Annotated in this window: 19 protein-coding genes and 1 pseudogene; 7 read left to right on the top strand and 13 right to left on the bottom strand. The window is 72.4% G+C overall.

Features of this window, described 5'->3' with window-relative positions:
- Window positions 1–88 precede the first annotated feature (88 nt).
- Entirely contained in the window at window positions 89–2,125 is a 2,037-nt protein-coding gene (locus AC07DA_RS21700; protein WP_479129818.1) for a serine/threonine-protein kinase, read from the bottom strand.
- Between the two features lie 303 nt (window positions 2,126–2,428).
- Here AC07DA_RS21700 and AC07DA_RS21705 point away from each other — a divergent pair.
- Window positions 2,429–3,471: pseudogene (locus AC07DA_RS21705) on the top strand (serine hydrolase domain-containing protein).
- A gap of 86 nt (window positions 3,472–3,557) precedes the next feature.
- Here AC07DA_RS21705 and AC07DA_RS21710 read toward each other — a convergent pair.
- On the bottom strand, window positions 3,558–5,264 hold the full coding sequence (locus AC07DA_RS21710; protein ID WP_479129819.1) for a glycerol-3-phosphate dehydrogenase/oxidase: 1,707 nt from the start codon (window positions 5,262–5,264) through the stop codon (window positions 3,558–3,560).
- Between the two features lie 272 nt (window positions 5,265–5,536).
- Between AC07DA_RS21710 and AC07DA_RS21715 the strand changes: the two genes are divergently transcribed.
- Window positions 5,537–6,745 (top strand): nucleotide sugar dehydrogenase, encoded by a 1,209-nt coding sequence (locus tag AC07DA_RS21715; protein ID WP_479129820.1) that lies wholly within the window; start codon window positions 5,537–5,539, stop codon window positions 6,743–6,745.
- Window positions 6,746–7,387: 642 nt separating this feature from the next.
- On the opposite strand, the gene AC07DA_RS21720 is transcribed toward AC07DA_RS21715, so the two are convergent.
- The 4 genes from AC07DA_RS21720 to AC07DA_RS21735 form a co-directional block, all read right to left on the bottom strand.
- Window positions 7,388–8,512 (bottom strand): GuaB3 family IMP dehydrogenase-related protein, encoded by a 1,125-nt coding sequence (locus tag AC07DA_RS21720; RefSeq protein WP_094054497.1) that lies wholly within the window; start codon window positions 8,510–8,512, stop codon window positions 7,388–7,390.
- 105 nt (window positions 8,513–8,617) lie between these two features.
- Window positions 8,618–10,120, bottom strand: a complete 1,503-nt coding sequence (gene guaB / locus AC07DA_RS21725; RefSeq protein ID WP_383335064.1) for an IMP dehydrogenase — start codon at window positions 10,118–10,120, stop codon at window positions 8,618–8,620.
- Window positions 10,121–10,269: 149 nt separating this feature from the next.
- Window positions 10,270–10,857, bottom strand: coding sequence for a sigma-70 family RNA polymerase sigma factor (locus AC07DA_RS21730; RefSeq protein ID WP_479129821.1), 588 nt, complete (start codon window positions 10,855–10,857; stop codon window positions 10,270–10,272).
- A 490-nt stretch (window positions 10,858–11,347) separates the two neighbouring features.
- Window positions 11,348–11,959, bottom strand: coding sequence for a response regulator transcription factor (locus AC07DA_RS21735; RefSeq protein WP_003948568.1), 612 nt, complete (start codon window positions 11,957–11,959; stop codon window positions 11,348–11,350).
- A 380-nt stretch (window positions 11,960–12,339) separates the two neighbouring features.
- Here AC07DA_RS21735 and AC07DA_RS21740 point away from each other — a divergent pair, with 380 nt between their 5' ends.
- Window positions 12,340–12,669: a WhiB family transcriptional regulator gene (locus tag AC07DA_RS21740; RefSeq protein WP_062928626.1), complete on the top strand. Its 330-nt coding sequence runs from the start codon at window positions 12,340–12,342 to the stop codon at window positions 12,667–12,669.
- A gap of 87 nt (window positions 12,670–12,756) precedes the next feature.
- Here AC07DA_RS21740 and AC07DA_RS21745 read toward each other — a convergent pair whose 3' ends face one another.
- Window positions 12,757–13,653, bottom strand: a complete 897-nt coding sequence (locus tag AC07DA_RS21745) for a LysR family transcriptional regulator (protein ID WP_479129822.1) — start codon at window positions 13,651–13,653, stop codon at window positions 12,757–12,759.
- A gap of 90 nt (window positions 13,654–13,743) precedes the next feature.
- Between AC07DA_RS21745 and AC07DA_RS21750 the strand changes: the two genes are divergently transcribed.
- The 3 genes from AC07DA_RS21750 to AC07DA_RS21760 all read left to right on the top strand — a co-directional run bounded on the left by AC07DA_RS21750 (window position 13,744) and on the right by AC07DA_RS21760 (window position 16,314).
- A complete protein-coding gene (locus AC07DA_RS21750) occupies window positions 13,744–14,412 on the top strand; it encodes an MOSC domain-containing protein (protein ID WP_479129823.1) in 669 nt (222 codons plus the stop codon).
- A gap of 94 nt (window positions 14,413–14,506) precedes the next feature.
- On the top strand, window positions 14,507–15,280 hold the full coding sequence (locus AC07DA_RS21755) for an SDR family NAD(P)-dependent oxidoreductase (RefSeq protein ID WP_479129824.1): 774 nt from the start codon (window positions 14,507–14,509) through the stop codon (window positions 15,278–15,280).
- Between the two features lie 326 nt (window positions 15,281–15,606).
- Window positions 15,607–16,314 carry an ester cyclase gene (locus AC07DA_RS21760; protein WP_479129825.1) on the top strand — a complete coding sequence of 236 codons (708 nt, stop codon included), beginning with the start codon at window positions 15,607–15,609 and terminating at the stop codon, window positions 16,312–16,314.
- An 88-nt stretch (window positions 16,315–16,402) separates the two neighbouring features.
- Here the strand turns inward: AC07DA_RS21760 and groL are convergent, their stop codons facing one another.
- The 4 genes from groL to AC07DA_RS21780 all read right to left on the bottom strand — a co-directional run bounded on the left by groL (window position 16,403) and on the right by AC07DA_RS21780 (window position 20,309).
- Complete coding sequence (gene groL / locus AC07DA_RS21765) at window positions 16,403–18,028, bottom strand: chaperonin GroEL (RefSeq protein WP_479129826.1); 1,626 nt, start codon at window positions 18,026–18,028, stop codon at window positions 16,403–16,405.
- A 116-nt stretch (window positions 18,029–18,144) separates the two neighbouring features.
- The gene (gene groES, locus AC07DA_RS21770; RefSeq protein ID WP_053135717.1) at window positions 18,145–18,453 is read right to left on the bottom strand and encodes a co-chaperone GroES; all 309 of its coding nucleotides are present in this window, start codon (window positions 18,451–18,453) and stop codon (window positions 18,145–18,147) included.
- Window positions 18,454–18,678: 225 nt separating this feature from the next.
- Entirely contained in the window at window positions 18,679–19,389 is a 711-nt protein-coding gene (locus AC07DA_RS21775) for a polysaccharide deacetylase family protein (protein WP_479129827.1), read from the bottom strand.
- On the bottom strand, window positions 19,386–20,309 hold the full coding sequence (locus AC07DA_RS21780; protein WP_479129828.1) for a polysaccharide deacetylase family protein: 924 nt from the start codon (window positions 20,307–20,309) through the stop codon (window positions 19,386–19,388). The genes AC07DA_RS21775 and AC07DA_RS21780 overlap by 4 nt, the downstream gene beginning before the upstream one ends.
- Before the next feature lie 118 nt (window positions 20,310–20,427).
- Here AC07DA_RS21780 and AC07DA_RS21785 point away from each other — a divergent pair, with 118 nt between their 5' ends.
- Window positions 20,428–21,588, top strand: coding sequence for a class I SAM-dependent methyltransferase (locus tag AC07DA_RS21785; protein WP_479129829.1), 1,161 nt, complete (start codon window positions 20,428–20,430; stop codon window positions 21,586–21,588).
- Window positions 21,589–21,591: 3 nt separating this feature from the next.
- Here AC07DA_RS21785 and AC07DA_RS21790 read toward each other — a convergent pair whose 3' ends face one another.
- Window positions 21,592–22,866, bottom strand: a complete 1,275-nt coding sequence (locus tag AC07DA_RS21790; protein ID WP_479129830.1) for an RNA polymerase sigma factor — start codon at window positions 22,864–22,866, stop codon at window positions 21,592–21,594.
- Between the two features lie 47 nt (window positions 22,867–22,913).
- The gene (locus AC07DA_RS21795; protein WP_479129831.1) at window positions 22,914–23,270 is read right to left on the bottom strand and encodes a YciI family protein; all 357 of its coding nucleotides are present in this window, start codon (window positions 23,268–23,270) and stop codon (window positions 22,914–22,916) included.
- Window positions 23,271–23,274: the final 4 nt, after the last annotated feature.

A 23,274-nucleotide genomic window follows, 5' to 3' on the forward strand; every position in this document is an offset into this window, starting at 1 on the left:
GGTCCGCAAACATTTACGATACGTGCCGCAGGCAACCCGCAATGCGGGGATGCCAGATCTGCCTCCCCAAACCCGGGGCCGCTCATGCTCAGGACTTGGGTTCGAAGGTCTTCGTCAGCGTCCGCCAGGTCTCCTTGCGCAGCTCGCCGTCCCAGTCGGCCGCCTTCGCCGTGTACATCAGCGCGTACCCCTGCCGGTCGTCGACGACGAAACCGCGGTCGATCGTCCGGTACTTGGTGCCGCCGTCCGTGTAGGTGAACTCCCAGTCGGCGGTGTTCCAGCCGCGGTAGTCCACCTTCTCTATCCGGATCCTCTTGTACTGCGCGCGCTGCATGTAGCGCTCCTGGCTCTCCCAGTCCGCCACCGGGTCGCCCTTGGGTGTGGACGTCCAGGCGATGAGCAGCTTCTGCCCGCCGGGGCCGGTGAACCGGTCACCGGCCGCACCCGTGGACTGGTACTTCCAGCCCTTCGGCAGACCGATCGAGTACCCCTGGTTCCCCTGGTGCGTCGACTCGGCCGCGGTGCCGTCCCCGTCGGAGGATCCGCTCCCGGCCGAGGCGCCGGAGCCGCCGCTCGGGGTGCTGTTCGAGGCCGGCCCGGACGGGGCCGGGCTCTCCGCGCCGTCCGTGCGCGTGCCGTCGCTCTCGTCGCCCCTGGTGTCGGCGCCGCCCGGCGCGGTGGCCGCGGTCTTGCCGCCGCCCTCGCCCGCGCCCTGCGAGCCCTTGTCGTCCCCGCCGAGCGTGAGGGCGAGCACGGTACCGATCACGGCGAGCGCCACGACCACCGCGATGATGACCAGCGTGCGCCGCGGCACCACGTCGGTGAGCGGCGCCCGGGGCGCGGGACGCGGCGGCAGGTCCGGCGGCGGCACCACGGGCCACCCCGAACTCCGGCCCGCGGAACCCGTCTTCGTCTCCTTCTCACCGGACCCGGCGGCGGACTTCGAGGTCGGCGCCGGACCCGGCACCGGACTCGACGACGACCCGGCGGTGGCGCCCGCGGTCGTGCCGGCGGTACCGGCCCGCTCCGCACGGCCGTCCGGGCCGGGAGCGGCCTCGGCGGTCCCGGACTTGGCCGCGGCGGCGGCCGATCCCGTCGCGGCCTTGCGCACGGAGCGCAGGGCTCCGCGCAGCCGCTCCCCCGCCTCCTCGCCCCGCTTGCCGCCGGAGCCGGCCGGGCTCCCCTTGCCCGAGGACCTGTCCGACTGCGCGGGCAACGGCACGGCCTTCGTCGCGTCCAGCGGCTCGGCCTCCGCCTTGGCGGGCGCCTTGATGACCGCGTTCAGCATCGCCCGGGCGCCCGCGTCGTCGAGCCGCTGGGCGGGGTCCTTGGTGAGCAGACCGTGGATGACGTCCTTCAGCGGACCGGCGTTCTTCGGCTCCTCGAGCGGCTCGGTCATCACGGCCGTCAGCGTCGCTATGGCCGAGCCCTTGTCGTACGGCGGCGCGCCTTCCACCGCCGCGTACAGCAGCCCGCCGAGCGACCACAGGTCGGCCGCCGGACCGGGCTTGTGCCCGCGCGCCCGTTCCGGGGAGATGTAGGAGGGCGCGCCGACGAGCATGCCGGTCGAGGTGATGGACGGGTCGCCCTCGACCTGGGCGATGCCGAAGTCGGTGAGCACGACCCGGCCGTCCTCGGCGATCAGCACGTTGGACGGCTTCACGTCGCGGTGCAGGATGCCCTCGCGGTGCGCGGACCGCAGCACGTCCAGGACGGCGAGCCCGACCTCCGCGGCGCGCTTCGGTTCGAGGAGGCCGTCCTCCCGGATGACCTCGGCGAGCGACTTGCCCTCGACGAGCTCCATGACGATCCAGGGCCGGTCGTCCTCCTGGACCACGTCGTACACCGTCACGGCGCTGTTGTTGCGGATCCGCGCGATCGCCTTGGCCTCGCGCAGCGTCCGTGTGATCAGCCGCCGCTTCTCGTCCTCGTCGATGTTCGACGGGAACCGCAGTTCCTTGACGGCGACCGTCCGTCCCAGGGTCTCGTCCTGGGCCCGCCAGACCGTGCCCATGCCCCCGCGGCCCAGCACCTTGCCCAGCCGGTAACGCCCCGCGAGGAGACGCTCCTTGCTGTCCTGACGAGTGTCCTGACGAGATGTGCCCGCCCGCTCCGCCTCCGACATGCGTCCCCTCATACAACCCGCCCTGACAGAGCCTCCATTGTCCCTCACCCGACAAGTGCCCAGTGCCCAGGGGCCCCCTGGCGAGGCGGCGCACCGGCCCACCCCACCGGAACCCGGCTGCGCCCCGCCCGGCACCGCCCTGCATGATGGGGCCCCCGGCCCCGCCGTCGAGGGCCTCTCCGGCCCCGGTGCCCGGGTACCCCACGCCTCGACGCCCTCACCGGCGTCCGCGAGGTTCGACCACACCGCACCCCAACCGCCCACGCCCCGACGCCCCGACGCCCCGACGAGGGAGGTGCCCGCATGCCGTCGCTGCGGACGTTGCTGGCCCTGCCGCTGTCCGTGGCCCTGCTCGGACTGCCGCCCGCCGACTCCTCGGCCCTGTCGGTGCCGCCCGCGGACGCCGTACTGCCGTCGCTGGTGACCCGGGGCCGGGCGCCCGCCGCCGCCCTGCTGGCCCGGGAGGGGGCCACCACCCGCTATGCCGGGGCCGGGCACGGCATCTCACGGTGGGACCACTTCCGCGCCGGCAGCGTCACGAAGACGTTCATCGCGACGGTCGTGCTGCAACTGGCCGACGAACACCGGCTGTCGCTGTCCGACACGGTGGAGCAGCACCTGCCCGGTCTGGTGCCGGGCGCGGGCAACGACGGCCGCGCGCTGACCCTGCGTTCCCTGCTCACCCACACCAGCGGCCTGTACGACTTCACCGCGGTCACCGACGGAGCCGTGCCCCTCACACCCGATCAGGCCGTACGCATAGCCCTCACCCACCCTCCGGCCGAACGCGGCCGCTTCTCCTACTCGAACACCAACTACGTGCTGCTCGGCATGGTCGTCGAGCAGGTCACCGGCGCCTCGTACGCCACCGAGACGGAGCGCCGCATCCTCACTCCCCTGGGTCTGACGGGCACCTCCTTCCCCGGATCCCGCTCCTCACTGCCCTCCCCGCACGGCCGCTCCTACGCCGCCGACGGAACCGACGTCACCGATCTCGACCCGCGGGCGGCCGGAGCCGCGGGCGAGATCGTGACCACGCTGGCCGACCTGGACCGCTTCTACGCGGCCCTGCTCGGCGGCCGGCTGCTGTCCCCGCAGCGGCTGCGCGAGATGCTCGACACCCGTGCCGCACACGGCGCGTACGGCATGGGGCTGTATCCGAGAGGCTGCCGTGCGGCACGACGGTGTGGGGGCACAACGGGCACATATCCGGCAGCTACGTGCGCAGCGCGGCCACCGTCGACGGCCGGCGTGTCCTCACCTTCCGCGTGAACACGGACGCGATAGCCGATCCCGGTCTCGAACCCGCGGTGCTCGCGGCCGAGTTCTGCCCCCGCACCTGGTGAAACGACCGGGCACCGAACGGAGATCCCGCCCTCCGACACTCGTTCGGGTGATGTGCGACGGACGGACGCACACCGGGACGGGCCGCCTACAACGGCACGATGTCCGGCGCCCCCAGCCGCGCCGCGTCCGCCGTCAGGTCGTCCGGCTGCCGCTGCGACTCCCGCTCGGCCTCCACCCGCTTCTCGTAGTGCTGCACCTCGCGCTCGATCTGGTCCTTGTCCCAGCCGAGGACCGGGGCCATCAGCTCGGCGGCGTCCCGCGCGCTGCGCGTGCCCCGGTCGAAGGTCTCGATCGAGATGCGCGTGCGCCGCGTCAGCACGTCGTCCAGATGGCGCGCCCCCTCGTGCGAGGCCGCGTAGACGATCTCGGCACGCAGGTAGTCGTCGGCCGCCGGCAGCGGCTCTCCGAGCGACGGGTCCTCGGCGATGAGCGCGAGGAGTTCCTCCGTCATCGCCCCGTACCGGTTCAGCAGGTGTTCCACGCGCACCACGTGCAGGCCGGTGCGGGCGGCGATCCGCGCCCGCGCGTTCCACAGCGCCCGGTAGCCCTCGGCACCCAGCAGGGGCACCTCCTCGGTGACGCACTCGGCGACCCGCATGTCCAGTCCGTGCACCGCCGCGTCCACCGCGTCCTTGGCCATGACCCGGTACGTCGTGTACTTGCCGCCCGCCACGACGACCAGCCCGGGCACCGGATGCGCCACGGTGTGCTCGCGCGAGAGCTTGCTGGTGGCGTCCGACTCGCCCGCCAGCAACGGCCGCAGGCCCGCGTAGACGCCTTGGACGTCGTCCCTGGTCAGAGGCACCGCGAGGACCGAGTTCACATGCTCCAGCAGGTAGTCGATGTCCGCGCTGGAGGCGGCCGGGTGGGCCTTGTCGAGGTCCCATTCGGTGTCCGTGGTGCCGACGATCCAGTGCCTGCCCCAGGGGATGACGAACAGCACGGACTTCTCCGTGCGCAGGATGAGACCGGTCGTGGAGTGGATCCGGTCGCGGGGCACCACCAGGTGGATGCCCTTGGACGCCCGGACGTGGAACTGCCCGCGCTCGCCGACCATGGCCTGCGTGTCGTCCGTCCACACACCGGTGGCGTTGACGACCTGCTTGGCGCGGATCTCGTACTCGCCGCCGCCCTCGACGTCCTGCACCCGCGCGCCGACGACCCGCTCGCCCTCGCGCAGGAATCCCGTCACCCGCGCGCGGTTGGCGGCCTTCGCGCCGTAGGCCACCGCCGTGCGCACCAGCGTCGCGACGTAGCGGGCGTCGTCCATCTGGGCGTCGTAGTACTGCAACGCCCCGACCAGCGCGTCCTTCTTCAAACAGGGCGCCACCCGCAGGGCGTGACCACGCGTCAGGTGCCGGTGCATCGGCAGGCCCCGGCCGTGCCCGCGCGCCATGGACATGGCGTCGTACATCGCCACGCCCGACCCGGCGTACAGCCGCTCCCAGCCCCTGTGCTGCAGCGGGTACAGGAACGGCACGGGCTTCACCAGGTGCGGGGCGAGCCGCTCCAGCAGCAGGCCGCGCTCCTTGAGGGCCTCCCTGACCAGCGCGAAGTCCAGCATCTCCAGATAGCGCAGGCCGCCGTGGATCAGCTTGCTGGACCGGCTGGAGGTGCCGGACGCCCAGTCCCGGGCTTCGACCAGGCCCGTGGACAGACCTCTGGTGACGGCGTCGAGGGCGGTGCCCGCGCCGACCACGCCTGCACCCACGACCAGCACGTCCAGCTCGCGCTCGGCCATCGCTGCGAGTGACTCGGCGCGCTGCGCCGGTCCGAGTGTCGCTGTCCTCACCGCTGCCTCCCGCTCATCGGTCGCGCCGACCGCACCCGTCGGGCGCAGCCCCGTCCGTATCCCCCTGCCCAAATTCTGACCGGCATGCCCGACTTCAGCCACCACGGACCCTCAGCCTGTGGACAACAGGCACGGAAACACTCACCGAAACTCGGCCAACCAATCCCGCATATCGGTCATATTTACTCCTAGTCTGACATTGCGCTCGCCCGTCCTGTCCACCGGGCTTGCGCACCTGTCCCACTTCGGTTATCGGGAAGGACGGCCACGCCATGCCCGCAGATCTCGCCGTCATCGGACTCGGCCCGTACGGCCTGCCCCTGGCCCAGGCCGCCGTCGCCGCAGGCATCCCCACCCTGGGCTACCGGACCGGCCCCGAGCCCGGCTCCCTCAGCCCCGCCGAACTGCGCCGGATGCTCTCGGGGGGCTTCCGGCCGGCCACCGACCCGGCCGAGCTGGGCCGGGTCCGCACGGCGGTGCTCTGCCCGCCGACCCCGCCGGGCGCGGACGGCACGCTCGACCTCGGCCAGCTGGAGACGGCCGCCCGCACCCTGGCCGCGCACCTGCGCCCGCACACCACGGTGATCCTGGAGTCACCGGTGCGCCCGGGGACGACGGAGGACTTCCTGCGCCCGCTGCTCGAAGAGGGCTCCGGCCTGCGCGCGGGCCGCGACTTCCACCTGGCGTACTCGCCCAGCCGCGTCGACCCCGGCAACCGCGACGTCACGCCCGCCACCACCCCGAAGGTCATCGGCGGCCTCACCCCGGCCTGCACCGAGTCGGCCGCGGCGTTCTACGGCAGGCTGACGGACAAGGTGGTACGCGCGCGTGGACTCAGGGAAGCGGAGACCGTGCAGCTGCTGGAGACGAACTACCGGCACGTGAACATCGCCCTGGTGAACGAGATGGCGGTCCTCTGCCACGACCTCGGCGTCGACCTGTGGGACGTCATCCGCTGCGCGGAGACCAAGCCGTTCGGCTTCCAGGCCTTCCGCCCGGGCCCGGGCGTGGGCGGCCACTCGGTCCCCCAGGACCTGACCGGCCGGGCCGGCCGCGGCCTGCGCATGGTGGAGCTGGCCCAGCAGGTCAACAGCCGCATGCCCGGTTACGTCGTCCAGCGCGCCGCCACGCTCCTCAACGAGCACGGCAAGTCGGCCCGGGGCGCGCGCGTGCTTCTGCTCGGCGTCACCTACAAGCCCGACCTCGCCGACCTCCAGGGCACCCCGGCACAGGAGATCGCCCAGCGCCTGATGGAACTGGGCGCCGCGGTCAGTTACCACGACCCGCACGTCCCCGCCTGGAGCGTCCTGGACCGCCCCGTCCCGCGCGCGGACTCCCTCTACGAGGCGGCGGCCGACGCGGACCTGACGATCCTGCTCCAGCAGCACCGCACGTACGACCTCCAGGGCCTGTCGGTGAAGGCCCAGCTCCTGCTGGACACCCGGGGAGCGGCTCCGACGGGGGCGGCGCACCGGTTGTGAAGGGGGGCGCGCGAGGTGCGGGAGCCGGGGACTGCTGGCACGCGGCACCCGGCCCGGGTACCTTACGAGAACAGACGGAGCCCACCGCAGGGGGCACTGCGGCAGGCTCCTGGATGGATCACGGAGTGTCCGCCCCTAGGTTCTTTGGGGGCGGCCGCTCACCATCCGAAAAGGGTGGAGCCCACCGCAGGGGCCACTGCGGCAGGCTCCTGGATGGATCACGGAGTGTCCGCCCCTAGTTTTCTTGGGGGCGGCCGCTCACCATCCGAAAAGCCGCAAGATCCACCTCCTCCGGCACTGCACCATCCGAAGACGGAGTCGGTCCCAGCGGGTGGGCTTGCGGTGGCGACCCATGGGCGCCCCCTTCCACGACGCCGCCCAGTGGCCCGGTGAACGGCTCGTCGGTGTCGGGCCGGGCCCCGAGGGCGGGGTCCGGACCGTGTCCTTGGAAGGGGGCACCCAGAAGAACCGGGGCGCCGATCACGGACATTAGCGGCTCACCACCGCCCCTCACCGACCCGAACGGCCCGAAGGCAACCGTGCGCCCCCTGGCGCCAACAAGCGCCCCGGCAAAGCCACTTGGGCATGCGAAAGGCCCGGCCACTCCCCTGAGCGGCCGGGCCCTTTTGCGTGCGGAGCGGGTTACCGCCGGTGCTGCGAGTCCGCCACGGTGACCTCGACCCGCTGGAACTCCTTGAGCTCGCTGTAGCCCGTCGTGGACATGGCGCGGCGGAGGGCGCCGAAGAGGTTCATCGAGCCGTCGGGCGTGTGGGACGGGCCCGTGAGGATCTCCTCCAGCGTGCCGACCGTGCCGAGGGCGACCTTCTTGCCGCGCGGCAGCTCCTCGTTCACCGCCTCCATGCCCCAGTGGTGGCCCTTGCCCGGGCCGTCGGTCGCGCGGGCCAGCGGGGAGCCCATCATCACCGCGTCCGCGCCGCAGGCGATCGCCTTGGGCAGGTCGCCGGACCAGCCGACACCGCCGTCCGCGATCACGTGCACGTACCGGCCGCCGGACTCGTCCATGTAGTCGCGGCGGGCCGCGGCGACGTCGGCGACCGCCGTCGCCATGGGGACCTGGATGCCGAGCACGTTGCGCGTGGTGTGCGCGGCGCCGCCACCGAAGCCGACCAGCACACCGGCCGCGCCGGTGCGCATCAGGTGCAGGGCGGCGGTGTACGTGGCGCAGCCGCCGACGATCACCGGGACGTCGAGCTCGTAGATGAACTGCTTCAGGTTCAGCGGCTCGTGCGAACCGGAGACGTGCTCCGCCGAGACCGTCGTACCGCGGATGACGAAGATGTCCACGCCCGCGTCCACGACCGCCTTGGAGAACTGGGCGGTGCGCTGCGGGGAGAGCGCGGCGGCGGTGACGACGCCGGAGTCGCGGACCTCCTTGATGCGCTGCCCGATCAGCTCCTCCTTGATCGGGGCCGCGTAGATCTCCTGCAGGCGACGGGTCGCGGTCTCCGCGTCGAGCCCGGTGATCTCGTCCAGCAGCGGCTGCGGGTCCTCGTACCGGGTCCACAGGCCTTCGAGGTTCAGCACGCCCAGGCCGCCGAGCTCGCCGATGCGGATGGCGGTGGCCGGGGAGACGACCGAGTCCATGGGGGCGGCCAGGAAGGGCAGCTCGAAGCGGTAGGCGTCGATCTGCCAGGCGATCGAGACCTCCTTCGGGTCCCGCGTACGGCGGCTGGGGACGACGGCGATGTCGTCGAAGGCGTACGCCCGGCGGCCGCGCTTGCCGCGCCCGATCTCGATCTCAGTCACGTTGGTGGCCTTTCCCTGATGCGTTTCAGCGTCTTCCAGTATCGCCGACGGGCACGCCGAGGGCGGCCCCGGATGCCCCGGGGCCGCCCTCGGAAGGCCTGGCCGCTACTTGCGGCTGTAGTTCGGCGCCTCGACCGTCATCTGGATGTCGTGCGGGTGGCTCTCCTTAAGACCCGCCGACGTGATGCGGACGAAGCGGCCCTTGGACTCCATCTCCTCGATGGTGGCCGCGCCCACGTAGCCCATGGTCTGACGCAGACCGCCGACGAGCTGGTGCAGCACGTTGGCCAGCGGGCCGCGGTAGGGCACCTGGCCCTCGATGCCCTCGGGCACGAGCTTGTCGTCGGAGGCGACCTCGGCCTGGAAGTAGCGGTCCTTGGAGTACGACCGGCCCTGGCCGCGGGACTGCATCGCGCCGAGCGAGCCCATGCCGCGGTACGACTTGAACTGCTTGCCGTTGATGAACTGCAGCTCGCCCGGCGACTCCTCGCAGCCCGCGAGGAGGCTGCCCAGCATCACCGTGTCGGCGCCGGCGGCCAGGGCCTTGCCGATGTCGCCGGAGTACTGCAGACCGCCGTCGCCGATCAGCGGGATGCCCGCCGGGCGGGCCGCCAGGGAGGCCTCGTAGATGGCGGTGACCTGCGGGACGCCGATGCCGGCGACCACGCGGGTGGTGCAGATGGAGCCGGGGCCGACACCGACCTTGATGCCGTCGACACCAGCGTCGATCAGCGCCTGGGCGCCGTCGCGCGTGGCGACGTTGCCGCCGATCACGTCGACGTTCACGCTCGACTTGATCTTCGACATCCAGCTGAGGGCGTTGCTGTTGTGGCCGTGCGAGGTGTCGACGACCAGGAAGTCCACACCGGCGGCGGCGAGTGCCTGGGCCCGCTCCAGGGCCTCGGGGCTGGCGCCCACGGCGGCGCCGACGATCAGCCGGCCCTCCGCGTCCTTGGCCGCGTTCGGGTACTGCTCGGCCTTGACGAAGTCCTTGACGGTGATCAGGCCCTTGAGGACGCCCGCGTCGTCGACCAGCGGCAGCTTCTCGATCTTGTGGCGGCGCAGCAGCTCCATGGCGTCGGGGCCGGAGATGCCGACCTTCCCGGTCACCAGGGGCATGGGGGTCATGACCTCGCGCACCTGACGGGTGCGGTCGGACTCGAAGGCCATGTCGCGGTTGGTGACGATGCCGAGCAGCTTGCCGTTGCCGTCGGTGACGGGGACGCCGCTGATGCGGAACTTGGCGCACAGCGCGTCGGCCTCGCCGAGGGTGGCGTCCGGGTGCACCGTGATCGGGTCGGTGACCATGCCCGACTCGGACCGCTTCACCAGGTCGACCTGGTTGACCTGGTCCTCGATGGACAGGTTGCGGTGCAGGACGCCGACGCCGCCCTGGCGGGCCATCGCGATCGCCATGCGCGACTCGGTGACCTTGTCCATGGCGGCGGACAGCAGCGGGATGTTCACCCGGACGTTGCGGGAGATGCGGGACGAGGTGTCGACCGCGTTGGGGAGCACTTCCGATGCACCCGGCAGCAGCAGCACGTCGTCGTAGGTCAGCCCGAGTGTCGCGAATTTACCGGGCACTCCGTCGACGTTGGCAGTCATGACACCTTCCCCAAATGGCCTTGATCGGTGCGGATGTCCATGCTAACGGGAAGCACGGCTGTCTCATTCCACGGTTCCGGCCCGCACGGGGCTTCGTATGTTCGTACGGCAGCGGCGCACCGCCTGTTCAACGAAGGGCCGCCGAGGGCCTACTGCTCGGCCAGCGCCCGCAGCCGGCTCAGCGCCCTGTGCTGTGCGACCCGGACGGCGCCGGGTGACATTCCCAACATCTGGCCGGTCTCCTCGGCCGTGAGACCCACCGCGATCCGCAGCAGCAGCAGTTCCCGCTGGTTCTCGGGCAGGTTGGCCAGCAGTTTCTTGGCCCATTCCGCGTCGCTGCTGAGCAGGGCGCGCTCCTCCGGTCCCAGGGAGTCGTCGGGCCGCTCGGGCATCTCGTCGGAGGGGACCGCCGTCGAGCCCGGGTGGCGCATCGCCGCGCGCTGCAGGTCGGCGACCTTGTGGGCGGCGATGGCGAAGACGAACGCCTCGAAGGGGCGCCCGGTGTCCCGGTAGCGGGGCAGCGCCAGGAGCACGGCCACGCAGACCTCCTGGGCGAGGTCCTCCACGAAGTGCCGGGCGTCGCCCGGGAGGCGGGACAGCCGGGTGCGGCAGTAGCGCAGGGCCAGGGGGTGGACGTGGGCGAGCAGGTCGTGCGTGGCCTGCTCGTCTCCGTCGACGGCGCGGTGGACGAGCGCGCCGATCGCCCCAGGGGCATGGGTCGCCTCGTCGTCGCGCATCGGTCCATGGTGCCCTGCGGCCGACGGGTCCGCGGCACCGCGCCCGTTGTTGTGCACCGAAGCGTTATGAGCAGGTGCGCCGGAACTCATCCCCTGCGCCCTCCCCTTCCGCTCGACCGACTCGTCCCCGAGGAACTCCACACCCTCAAGGATGCGGCATCCGCGGCGAAACCAGCAGCGGGCACCGGGCGGACCGCCGGTCCACCCCCGCCCACCTGGCGTTCCGCGTCCTCACCGCGACCGCTGCGGCCCGCGGGGCCGCTGCCGGGACCTGCCGTTCGGATCGTCCCGGGGACGTGGGCCCTCGCCCGCACCCGTCCCGGCTGTCGACCTCGCCCGGGCCGGGGGTGGAGACCCCCGTCGGCGCCGCCGTCGGCCGCCGGCTCCCGCCCGTGCGGGTGCGGCTCGCGCGGGGGCATCCGCGTGCCCCCGCTCTCCGGTCCGTGCCGGAGGCCGCGTGCCGGAGCCGGCCCGGTCCGAACGACAGGCCCTAGCGCACCAGGCCCCACCGGAAGCCGAGCGCCACGGCGTGGGCCCGGTCGGAGGCGCCCAGCTTCTTGAACAGGCGCCGGGCGTGCGTCTTGACCGTGTCCTCGGAGAGGAACAGCTCGCGGCCGATCTCCGCGTTGGAGCGGCCGTGGCTCATGCCTTCGAGCACCTGGATCTCACGCGCCGTGAGCGTGGGCGCCGCGCCCATCTCGGCCGAGCGCAGCCGGCGCGGGGCCAGCCGCCAGGTCGGGTCGGCCAGGGCCTGCGTCACCGTGGCGCGCAGCTCCGCGCGGGAGGCGTCCTTGTGCAGGTAGCCGCGGGCCCCGGCGGCGACCGCGAGGGCCACGCCGTCCAGGTCCTCGGCGACGGTGAGCATGATGATGCGCGCACCGGGGTCGGCGGACAGCAGCCGCCGGACCGTCTCGACGCCGCCCAGTCCGGGCATGCGTACGTCCATCAGAATCAGGTCCGAGCGGTCGGCCCCCCAGCGGCGGAGGACTTCCTCGCCGTTGGCCGCCGTCGTCACGCGCTCGACGCCGGGCACGGTCGCGACCGCGCGGCGGAGCGCCTCTCGGGCAAGCGGGGAGTCGTCGCAGACGAGGACGGAAGTCATGGCCGCCCTCCGCAGCTGATGCGCGTCACCTTGAGCCTCCAGGCTGGTACGAAATCGTCACCTGTGCGGTCGACCGTCTCGGACGCCTGCCCGAGCGCTTGTTGCTTCAACCGCCTCGCACTCTCAACGACGGTCACTCGAAAGAGTTACGGGGCCGGCTGCCATCTTCGGCACTGTACGTGAGGGCACGGACACGGTGCAGATATGCGCCGCAGACCCTCGAACTTTCATCACAACCTATGCCCCATTCAGACCTATTTCTTCCGGTTTGGTGGTGTCTGGAGCTAGATTCGCAATGAGTCATATTTTCATCTCCTTAGATCGTAGTTATACGGTCGTGGACACCGGATCCGCCAAGAACGGCTACAAGGGGTCACGTAATGGCAGATTTCTCCCGCCTTCCCGGACCGAACGCGGACCTGTGGGACTGGCAGCTGCTGGCCGCCTGTCGCGGGGTGGACAGCTCGCTCTTCTTCCATCCGGAGGGCGAACGCGGTGCGGCTCGGAGCGCTCGTGAGAACTCGGCCAAGGAGGTCTGCATGAGGTGCCCGGTGCGCGCCGAGTGCGCCGCCCACGCGCTGGCGGTGCGAGAGCCGTACGGCGTGTGGGGCGGGCTGACCGAGGACGAGCGCGAGGAGCTGATGGGGCGGGCGCGCAACCGGCTGGTGTCGGCGTCGACATCCGGCGGGCACACCGCCTCGAACAACTGAAGGAACGTTTCTGCTCGGAGGCACGCGCATGCGTGCCGTTGGTTTTTGGCGCGTGTGCCAGTCGTCTGCGGCAGTCGCCCTCGGGGGCTAGCGGCGGGCGGCCCGGGCGAGCTGGTCGAGGGTGGCCGCCACCGCGGGGACCTGGGCGAGGTCGGGCAGTGTGAGCGCGACGATCTCCCGGCGCACCGCCGGCTCCAGCGTCACGGTGCGCACGCCCCGGGGCCGTACGGACTCGACGGCCAGCTGGGGCAGCACGGCCACACCGAGGCCGGCGCCGACCAGGCCGACCACCGCCGGGTAGTCGTCGGTGGCGAAGTCGATGCGCGGGGCGAAGCCGGCCGCCGCGCAGACCTCGACCAGCTGGCCGCGGCAGCGCGGGCAGCCCGCGATCCACGACTCCTCGGCGAGTTCGCCGATGGCGACGGACTGGGCACCCGCGAGCCGGTGCCGCTCCGGCACGAGCGCGACGAGCCGGTCCGACAGCAGCGGCCGCACGACGAGGTCGTCCCACTCCTCGGCACCCGCCGCACCCTCGTAGCGGAAGGCGAGGGCCACGTCACAGTCGCCCTCGCGCAGCAGGCCGACGGAGGCGGGGGGCTCGGCCTCCTCCAGGGAGACGCGGGTGCCGGGGTGAGCCTCGCGCAGGGCGGCGAGGGCGGTGGGCACGAGCGTGGAGCTGCCGCTGGGGAAGGAGACGAGCCGGACGCGGCCCGCGCGCAGCCCCGCGATGGCGGCGACCTCCTCCTCCGCGGCGGTGAGCCCGGCGAGGATCCCGGCGGCGTGCCGCACCAGCGCCTCACCGGCCTGGGTCAGGCGCATCTCCCGCCCGGTCCGGATCAGCAGGGGGGTGCCGACGGACGTTTCCAGTGCTTTCATCTGCTGGCTGACGGCGGGCTGGGTGCAGCCCAGTTCCCGCCCCGCGGCGGAGAAGGAGCCGGTGGCCGCGACGGCGCGCAGGACGCGGAGATGACGAGCTTCGATCACCCTTCGAGGATAAGCCAGGATAAGAGAGCCTTTTGATCTCCGCCGAAAAATGCGTCGACGCTTTGGGGGCGGCTCCCCTACCGTGCGGGCATGAGGCTTCTGTCTGTGAATCTGGGCCAGGCCCGGGCGGTGCCGTACACGGACAACCCGGAGGGGGTCACGGGGATCGACAAGCGGCCGGTGGCCGGGCCGGTGCGGGTGGCGGCGCCGGGCCCCAAGGGCGTCGGCGGGAGCGGGCTCGCCGGGGACGCGGTGTGCAAGCTGGAGCACCACGGCGGTGACGACCAGGCGGTGTACGCGATGGCACGCGAGGACCTGGACGAGTGGGAGCGCGAGCTGGGCCGGACCCTGGCCGACGGCGCGTTCGGCGAGAACCTCACCACCGCGGGCCTCGACATCTCCGGCGCGCTGATCGGCGAGCGCTGGCGCGTGGGGCCCGAGGTGGTGCTGGAGGTCACCTGCGGGCGCATTCCGTGCCGCACCTTCCAGGGCCATCTGGGGGAAAAGGGCTGGGTGAAGCGGTTCACGCGGCGGGGCGCGCCCGGGGCGTACCTGCGGGTGATCGAGCCGGGCGAGATCCGGGCCGGCGACGCCGTCGAGATCGTGCACCGCCCGGGTCATGACGTGACGGTGGCCCTGCAGTTCCGGGCCCTGACCACGGAGCGGACGCTGCTGCCCCGGCTGCTGGCGGCGGGCGAGGCGCTGCACCCGGAGGCGCTGCGGGTGGCGCGGGAGTACGCCGGCCGGTCCGGGAGCTGACAGCCGCTCAGGGCGCCCGTCTCCACCGACCCTTCACCGGGCGGGGGCCCGCGGGCAAGCGGATGCACGCGGTCCGTGTCACTACCCTTCTGCCATGACAACGGCTCTGATTACGGGATCGACGGCAGGCATCGGGGCCGCGTTCGCGCGGCGACTGGCGGCCGACGGGCACAACCTGGTGCTGGTCGCGCGCGACACCAAGCGGCTGCGGGAACAGGCGACCGAGCTGCACGACCGGCACGGCATCGAGGCGGAGGTGCTCACGGCCGACCTGGCCGAGGACCAGGGCATCGAGGCGGTGGCCGACCGCCTCGGCGACCGCAGGAACCCCGTCGACCTCCTCATCAACAACGCCGGTTTCGGCAACAAGGGCCGCTACCTCGACGTCGCCATGGCCGACGAGCTGCGGATGCTGAAGGTGCACTGCGAGGCGGTGCTGCGGCTGACGTCGGCGGCGGCCGAGGCCATGCGCGAGCGGGGCCGCGGCGGCGTCGTCAACGTCGCCTCCGTGGCGGCGTTCCTGCCGCGCGGCACCTACGGGGCGTCCAAGGCGTGGGTCGTGCAGTTCACCCAGGGCGCGGCCCGCGACCTCGCCGGCAGCGGCGTACGCCTGATGGCGCTGTGCCCCGGCTTCGTCCGCACCGAGTTCCACCAGCGGGCCGGCATGGGCACGGACAACATCCCGGCCTGGATGTGGCTCGACGCGGACAAGCTGGTGGCGGCGGCCCTGCACGACCTGGCCCGCGGCAAGACGCTGTCCATTCCGGACCCGCGGTACAAGGCCCTGATGGGGGCGGCGAAGCTGGTGCCGCGGGGGGTGCTGGGGGCGGTGTCCTCCAGGACGGGGCGGAAGTACGGGCCGCAGTAGGCGCCGGACGGAAGGCACCGGTGAGCGACGGCGCCGCAGTGGGTTCCCCGCGCAGGACGGCGGGGAGGGCTGCCCGCCACTCCCCGTACCGCACAGTCGTGGATCAGCGGGGAGCGGGCTGCGCCGGGGGGACCGGGAGGGCCGGGGCCACCGCCGCCTCGGGGCCCGACGAGCCGCCTCACCAGGACGGAGGGCCGCCGGCCGAGAGGGACCGGTCCCCCCGTGCGCGCATGCGGCCCACGCGGTCGAGCCCGACGGGCACGGGGTTCCGGGGGCGAGGACAATGGTGCTGTCCGACCAGCCCCGGGGGGCCCGGAGGCGGAACCATGACCTTCGTACAGCTCATCGAATGCAGGACCAGCCGGCTCGACGAGATGAACCGGCTGATGGACCGGTGGGTCGAGCAGACCAAGGGGAAACGGACCGCGACGCACAGCGTGGTGGCGAAGGACCGGGCCGACGCCTCGCACATCGTCGAGATCGTGGAGTTCCCGTCGTACGAGGACGCGATGCGCAACTCCGGGCTTCCGGAGACCGACCGGATCTTCCAGGAGATGGTGGCGCTCTGCGACGGGACGCCGACGTTCACGGACCTCGACGTGGTGCGGGACGAGCAGCTCAACGCGGCCACCGCGCGCAGGTTCTTCGAGCTGGCGCCCGGACAGGGGGACGCGCCGGCGTTCAACGACGTGTTCGTCGAGGACTACCACGACCACGACCCGGCGAACGTGCAGGACGTCATCGGGCTGGACGCGGTGCGGCGCGAGGTGGAGGTCTGGCGGGGCGGGTTCGACTTCACGTTCACGATCGAGGACCAGGTGGCGCAGGGCGACCGGGTGTGCACCCGGTGGACGTTCCACGGGCGTCACACGGGCGAGTTCCTCGGCATTCCGCCGACCGGCGAGGACGTCACCATGACCGGGACGACCGTGCACCGGTGCACCCCGGACGGGAAGATCGCCGAGGGGTGGTGGCAGTACGACCGGCTGGGGCTGATGCAGCGGCTCGGGGCGCTCGACCCGCTGGAGCTGTGACACCGGCGTCCGGGTAACGGGCCCGTGGACGACGCGAGCCCCCGTCCCGCGTGCGGCGGGACGGGGGCTCGCGGCAGAGGTCGGTGCCTCAGTGGGCGTGGCCGTGGCCGTGGCCCGCGGCGGCCGGCTCCTCCTCTTCCTTCTTCTCGACGACCAGGGTCTCGGTCGTGAGGAGCAGGGAGGCGATGGAGGCGGCGTTCTCCAGGGCGGAGCGGGTGACCTTGACCGGGTCGATGACGCCGGCCTTGATCAGGTCGCCGTACTCGCCGGTGGCGGCGTTGTAGCCGTTGCCCTTGTCGAGCTCGGCGACCTTGGAGACGATGACGTAGCCCTCCAGGCCGGCGTTCTCGGCGATCCAGCGCAGCGGCTCGACGGCGGCCTTGCGGACCACGGAGACACCGGTGGCCTCGTCGCCGGTCTTGTCGAGGTTGCCCTCGAGGACCTTGACGGCGTGGACCAGGGCGGAGCCACCACCGGAGACGATGCCCTCCTCGACCGCGGCGCGGGTCGCGGAGATGGCGTCCTCCAGACGGTGCTTGCGCTCCTTGAGCTCGACCTCGGTGGCGGCACCCACGCGGATGACGCACACGCCGCCGGCCAGCTTCGCGAGGCGCTCCTGGAGCTTCTCGCGGTCCCAGTCGGAGTCCGTGGTCTCGATCTCGGCCTTGATCTGGGCGACGCGGCCCTGCACGTCGTCCTTGTTGCCGGCGCCGTCGACGATGGTGGTGTCGTCCTTGGTGACGGTGACGCGGCGGGCGGAGCCGAGGACGTCGAGGCCGACCTGGTCGAGCTTGAGGCCGACCTCCTCGGAGACGACCGTGGCGCCGGTGAGGACGGCCATGTCCTGCAGCATCGCCTTGCGGCGGTCGCCGAAGCCGGGGGCCTTCACCGCGACGGCGTTGAACGTGCCGCGGATCTTGTTCACGACGAGGGTGGACAGCGCCTCGCCCTCGACGTCCTCGGCGATGATCAGCAGCGGCTTGGAGGCGTTGGCCTGGATGACCTTCTCCAGCAGCGGCAGCAGGTCCGCGATGGCGGAGATCTTGCCCTGCGTGATGAGGATGTAGGGGTCGTCCAGGACGGCTTCCATGCGCTCCTGGTCCGTCACGAAGTACGGCGACAGGTAGCCCTTGTCGAAGGCCATGCCCTCGGTGAAGTCCAGCTCCAGGCCGAAGGTGTTGGACTCCTCGACGGTGATGACACCGTCCTTGCCGACCTTGTCCATCGCCTCGGCGATGAGCTCGCCGACCTGCTGGTCCTGGGCGGACAGCGCGGCGACGGCGGCGATGTCGGACTTCTCGTCGATCGGGCGGGCCGAGGCGAGCAGGTCGTCCGAGACGGCCTTGACGGCGGCGTCGATGCCCTTCTTCAGGGCGGCCGGGGAGGCACCGGCGGCGACGTTCTTCAGGCCCTCGCGCACGAGCGCCTGGGCGAGCACGGTCGCGGTGGTCGTACCGTCACCCGCGATGTCGTTGGTCTTGGTCGCCACCTCCTTGACCAGCTGGGCACCGAGGTTCTCGTACGGGTCCTCGATCTCGACCTCGCGGGCGATCGTGACACCGTCGTTGGTGATGGTGGGGGCGCCGAACTTCTTGTCGATGACGACGTTGCGGCCCTTGGGGCCGATCGTCACCTTGACCGTGTCGGCAAGCTTGTTGACGCCGCGCTCGAGGGCGCGACGGGCGTCCTCGTCGAACTTCAGGATCTTCGCCATGGGAGCGTGAGCCCTCTTCCGGAATCTGGGATAAAGGCAACTGCGCCCCGGGCGCCCGGCTTCTTAGCGATCGCGGGGGCCAGGGGCGCAGTTCAAAGCAAGGTGCTTCGGGTGAATTACTTCTCGATGATCGCGAGCACGTCGCGGGCCGAGAGGACGAGGTACTCCTCGCCGTTGTACTTCACCTCGGTGCCGCCGTACTTGCTGTAGAGCACGACGTCGCCGACGGAGACGTCGAGCGGAAGACGGTTACCGTCCTCGAAGCGGCCCGGGCCCACGGCCAGGACGACGCCCTCCTGGGGCTTCTCCTTGGCGGTGTCCGGGATGACCAGGCCAGAGGCGGTGGTCTGCTCGGCGTCGAGCGGCTGGACCACGATGCGGTCCTCGAGCGGCTTGATGGCAACCTTGGAGCTGGTGGTCGTCACGATCCGACCTCCCCCTTCGGAGATCTCACGGGGTTAACTGTCTGAGGTGGCGACCAGGTGGATCCGTCGTCGCGGGTGCCGGACCTGCCCGTCGCTGTGTTGGCACTCTCCTGCGTCGAGTGCCAGAGCCGAGACTATGACCGCGATTAGCACTCGGTCAAGCGGACTGCTAATCGCGGGCGGCGCGTCGGCCAGGCAGGTTGCCGCGCGGGGGCGTCCGGACCCTCACAGGTGGTCCTCCAGGCGTCCCACCCGCAGGCCCTTCCCGTCGATCTCCCGCAGCAACCGCAGCGTCCGGTCCGTCAGGGTCATGGACGCGTCCCCGGACGGCACCGAGACGATGTCGCCGGGGCGCAGCCCGGGCTCGCCGCGGGTGTACGCCAGACGGCCGTCGGCGCCCAGGGAGGCGCGCCACAGCACGACCGCCGCGATGCCGCAGTCGGCGGCGGCGCGCAGGGTCGTGGTGTCGTAGGTGCCGTAGGGCGGGCGGAAGAGGCGGGGGCGGACGCCGAAGCGGGCGTGGAGCTTGTGCTGCTGGCCGCAGATCTCGGCGCGCTGGCCGGCGTAGGGCAGGCCGCGCAGGGCCGGGTGGTCGAGGGTGTGGTTCTGCAGGGACGCGCCGACCGCGCGCAGCCGGGCGAAGTGGCCGTAGCCGGGCCCCACGACGCTGTCGGTGAGGAACATGCTGACCGGCAGGCGCCGTGCGCGGATCAGGCGGACGAAGCGCGGGTCGCGTTCGGCGCCGTCGTCGTAGGTGAGGAAGACGACCGGCTCGCGAGTGGGGACGTGGTCGACGACGGGCGGGAGGCGGCGGGCCGCGGGTACCGCGTCCCGGGCCCGGCCGTCGGCGGTGCCCGGCCGCTCCCCCGCCGCCCCGGCGCACCCGGTCAGCAGGACCAGCAGCACGCACAGCAGCGCGGCGGCCGGCCGCCTCACAGGTAGTCCTCCAGCCGCCCCACCGCGTATCCCTCGGCCGTGACCTTGTTCAGGAAGCGGCGGATCATGTCCGGCATCGTGCCCTTCCACTGCTCGGGGCCCCGGAAGTGGGTGAGGACGATGTCGCCCGGGCGCAGCTCGCGGTCCGCCTCGCGGTACTCCCAGTGGTCGGCGAAGACCTCCTCGTTCCAGAGCGGGACGTGGGTGATGCCGCAGGCCTTGGCGGCGCGCAGGGTCGCGCGGTTGTAGCTGCCGTAGGGCGGGCGGAAGAGGGCGGGGCGTTTGCCGAAGCGCTTTTCCATGTAGCGCTGCATGCCGCAGATCTCACGCTTCTGCGCGCGGTAGGACAGACCCGGCATGTAGCGGTGGTACAGGGTGTGGTTGTTCAGGACGACGCCCCTGGCCTGCATCTTCTTGAAGTAGCGGGGGTCGTCCTTGACCAGGTAGCCGCTGAGGAACGCGGTGTAGGGCACGTCGAGGTCGCTCATCATCCGCAGGAACGTGCGGTCCTTCTCGGCGCCGTCGTCGATGGTGAGGAAGACGACCTTGTCGCGGGTGGGGACCCGGGTGAAGACGGGCGGGAGGTTGGACTCCCGGTGGCCTGCCACCTGGAAGCCCTTGCGGGTCTTGATCCTCGGCTTGCGCTCGGGGGGCGGCGGGGCGGGCAGCGGCACCCGCTTCAGCTGCCAGCGGTGCGCGGCGGCGACCCGGGCGGCGTGCGCGGCGCGCAGCTTGGAGGCGTAGGAGTCCAGCGCGCGGGCCTCGGCCGCGTCGAGGGGCTGCTGCCCGCCCGCCGGGGTGACCCGGTCGTCGCCGCCCTGCGCACAGCCCGAGGCGATGGCGGCGAGGGCGAGCACGGCCAGGCCGATCCGTGCACCACCCGAGGCCCGGCTTTTGTCATTTTGTACGACTGCTCGCATGGTGCCGGATCCTCGCAGCCCGCCCCGGGGATCCCGCCCCGACACAACGGCCCGCGGACCGGCATCCACCGACTGGCCCACACGCCGCCCCCGGCGCGCCGTGGCCGACAATGATCCGGTGAACGACCTCGCCCTCCTCCTCACCCCCGAAGGCCGCGCCCTCCTCGACGAGGTGCGCGACACCGACCCGGCACGGGAGCTGGCCGTGGCGACCCGGCTGCGCCGCGAGCACCCGGCGCGGCTGGTGTCGGCGGCGCTCGGACAGGCGCGGCTGCGGCAGCGGGCGGTGGCGAAGTTCGGCCCCGAGGACGCCGGCCGGATGTTCTTCACGCCCGACGGGGTGGAGCAGTCGACCCGGGCGAGCGTGGCGGCCTACCGGGCCCGGCGCATGGCCGGGGCGGGCGTGACCTCGGTGGCCGACCTGTGCTGCGGCATCGGGGGTGACGCGATCGCGCTGGCCCGGGCCGGGATCCGGGTACTGGCCGTGGACCGGGACCCGCTGACGGCCGCGGCGGCCCGGGCCAACGCCGACGCGCTCGGACTCGCGGACCTGATCGAGGTCCGCGAGGCGGACGTCACCGAGGTGGACACGGCCGGCTACGACGCCGTCTTCGTCGACCCGGCGCGACGCGGCGGCCGGGGCCGGATCTTCGACCCGGAGGCCTACTCGCCGCCACTGTCCTGGGCGGTCTCGGCCGCGCTGCGGGCCCCGCACGCCGCGCTGAAGATCGCCCCGGGCGTCCCGCACGAGGCGGTCCCCGAGGAGGCCGAGGCCGAGTGGATCTCCGACGGCGGGGACGTGAAGGAGGCGGTGCTGTGGTTCGGCACCGCGCCGGGCGCCGTCCGGGCCACGCTGCTGCCGGGCCCGCGCACCCTGCTCTCCCGGGGCCTGCCCGACCCGCACGTCCGCCCGCCCGGCCGCTACCTCTACGAGCCCGACGGCGCCGTCATCCGCGCCCACCTGGTCGCCGAGGTCGCCGAGGAGGTCGGCGGCGGGCTCCTCGACGCGACCATCGCCTACGTCACGGCCGACGCCCTGCGCCCGACGCCGTACGCCACGGCCTACGAGATCACCGACCACCTCCCCTTCAACGTCAAGAAGCTGCGGGCCCTGCTGCGGGAGCGCGGGGTCGGCACGCTGACGGTGAAGAAGCGGGGCTCGGCGGTCGAGCCGGAGGAGCTGCGCAGGAAGGTCAGGCCGCAGGGGCCGCACGCGGCGACGGTGTTCCTGACCCGGGTGGCCGGAGCGCCGGCGATGCTGCTCGGGCACCCCGTCTGACGTTCAGGCCTGCTCCGCCGCCCGCCGCAGCAGCAGGTCCCGCTCCCGTTCGTTGCGGGTCAGGGACGCCGCCCGCTCGAACTCCGCCCGGGCCTGGTCCCGCCGGCCGAGGCGGGCGAGGAGGTCGCCGCGCACGCTGGGCAGCAGGTGGTAGTCGCGCAGCGCGGGATCGCCGGCCAGGGCGTCGACGAGGGGCAGGGCGGCCTGCGGACCGGACGCCATCGACACGGCCACCGCGCGGTTCAGCTCCACGACCGGGGACGGGGAACGCGCGGCCAGCAGGCCGTAGAGGGTGGCGATGCGGGACCAGTCGGTCTCCTCGTAGGTGTGGGCGTGCGCGTGGCAGGCGGCGATGGCGGCCTGGAGGGTGTACGGCCCCGGGCCGCCCGCGGAGGCGGCCTCGGCCCGGCCCAGCGCGTCGATGCCGCGGGCGATGAGCATGCGGTTCCAGCGGGAGCGGTTCTGGTCCTCGAGGAGGACCGGCTCGCCCGAGGGCCCGGTGCGGGCCGCCGTACGGGACGCCTGGAACTCCAGGAGCGCCGTCAGGCCGTGGACCTCGGGCTCCTTCGGCATGAGCGCGCCGAGCACCCGGGCCAGCCGCAGGGCGTCCTCGCACAGGCCCGGCCGGAGCCAGTCGTCGCCGGCCGTGGCGGCGTAGCCCTCGTTGAAGATCAGGTAGATGACGTCGAGGACCGAGCCGAGGCGGGCCGCGCGGTCGGGGCCGCAGGGCACCTCGAAGGCGATGTTCCGTGTGGCCAGGGTGCGTTTGGCGCGCACGATGCGCTGCGCCACCGTCGCCTCCGGGACGAGGAAGGCGCGGGCGATCTCGGCCGTGGTCAGGCCGCCCAGCAGACGCAGGGTCAGGGCGGTGCGGGCCTCGGTGGACAGCACGGGGTGGCAGGCGGTGAAGACCAGGCGGAGCAGGTCGTCGTCGATGTCGTCGGGGTCGGCGGGCTCCTCCGGGGCGGGGGTGGCCGACAGGTCGCGGCCGATCTCGGCGAGCTTGCGCGCGTAGTTCTCCCGGCGGCGGACCAGGTCCACGGCGCGGTTGCGGGCGGTGGCCATGAGCCAGGCGCCCGGGTTGTCGGGCACGCCGTCGCGCGGCCACTGCTCCAGCGCGGCGACCAGGGCGTCCTGCGCGAGTTCCTCGGCGATGCCGACGTCCCGCACGACACGGGTGACGCCGGCGATGATCCGGGGCGACTCGATGCGGAAGAGGGTCTCGATCGCCTGGGCGGTCCGGGAGGTGCCGGGGCCGGCGGGGGGCTGCGGTGTCACAGCCCACCATCAGACACCCCTGGCACCTCCCCGCCAAGCGGGGCCGGTCAGGCCTCGGCGATCTGCCGGACCTCCGCGGTGATCGTCCAGTAGTCCTCGTGCAGGGACAGGAACCGCTTGGTCCACTCCACGGCCTCGGCCTTGTCCTTGCACTGGCTGATCGAATAGCCCCCGATGACCTCCTTGGTCTCGGTGAACGGCCCGTCGGTGACGGACAACCGCCCGCCCTCCCAGGTCACCCGGGTGCCGTCGGAGGTCGGGGTGAGCCCGGCGGTGTCGAGCATGACCCCGGCCTTGGTGATCTCCTCCAGGAGCTTGCCCATCCGCTCCTGCAGCTCCGGGCTGGGGCCCTCGGCGGGGGCGTTCTTCTCGTCGATGCGGATCAGGGTGAGAAAGCGCGGCACGGTG

The sequence above is a fragment of the Streptomyces sp. NPDC044921 genome (assembly GCF_056432865.1).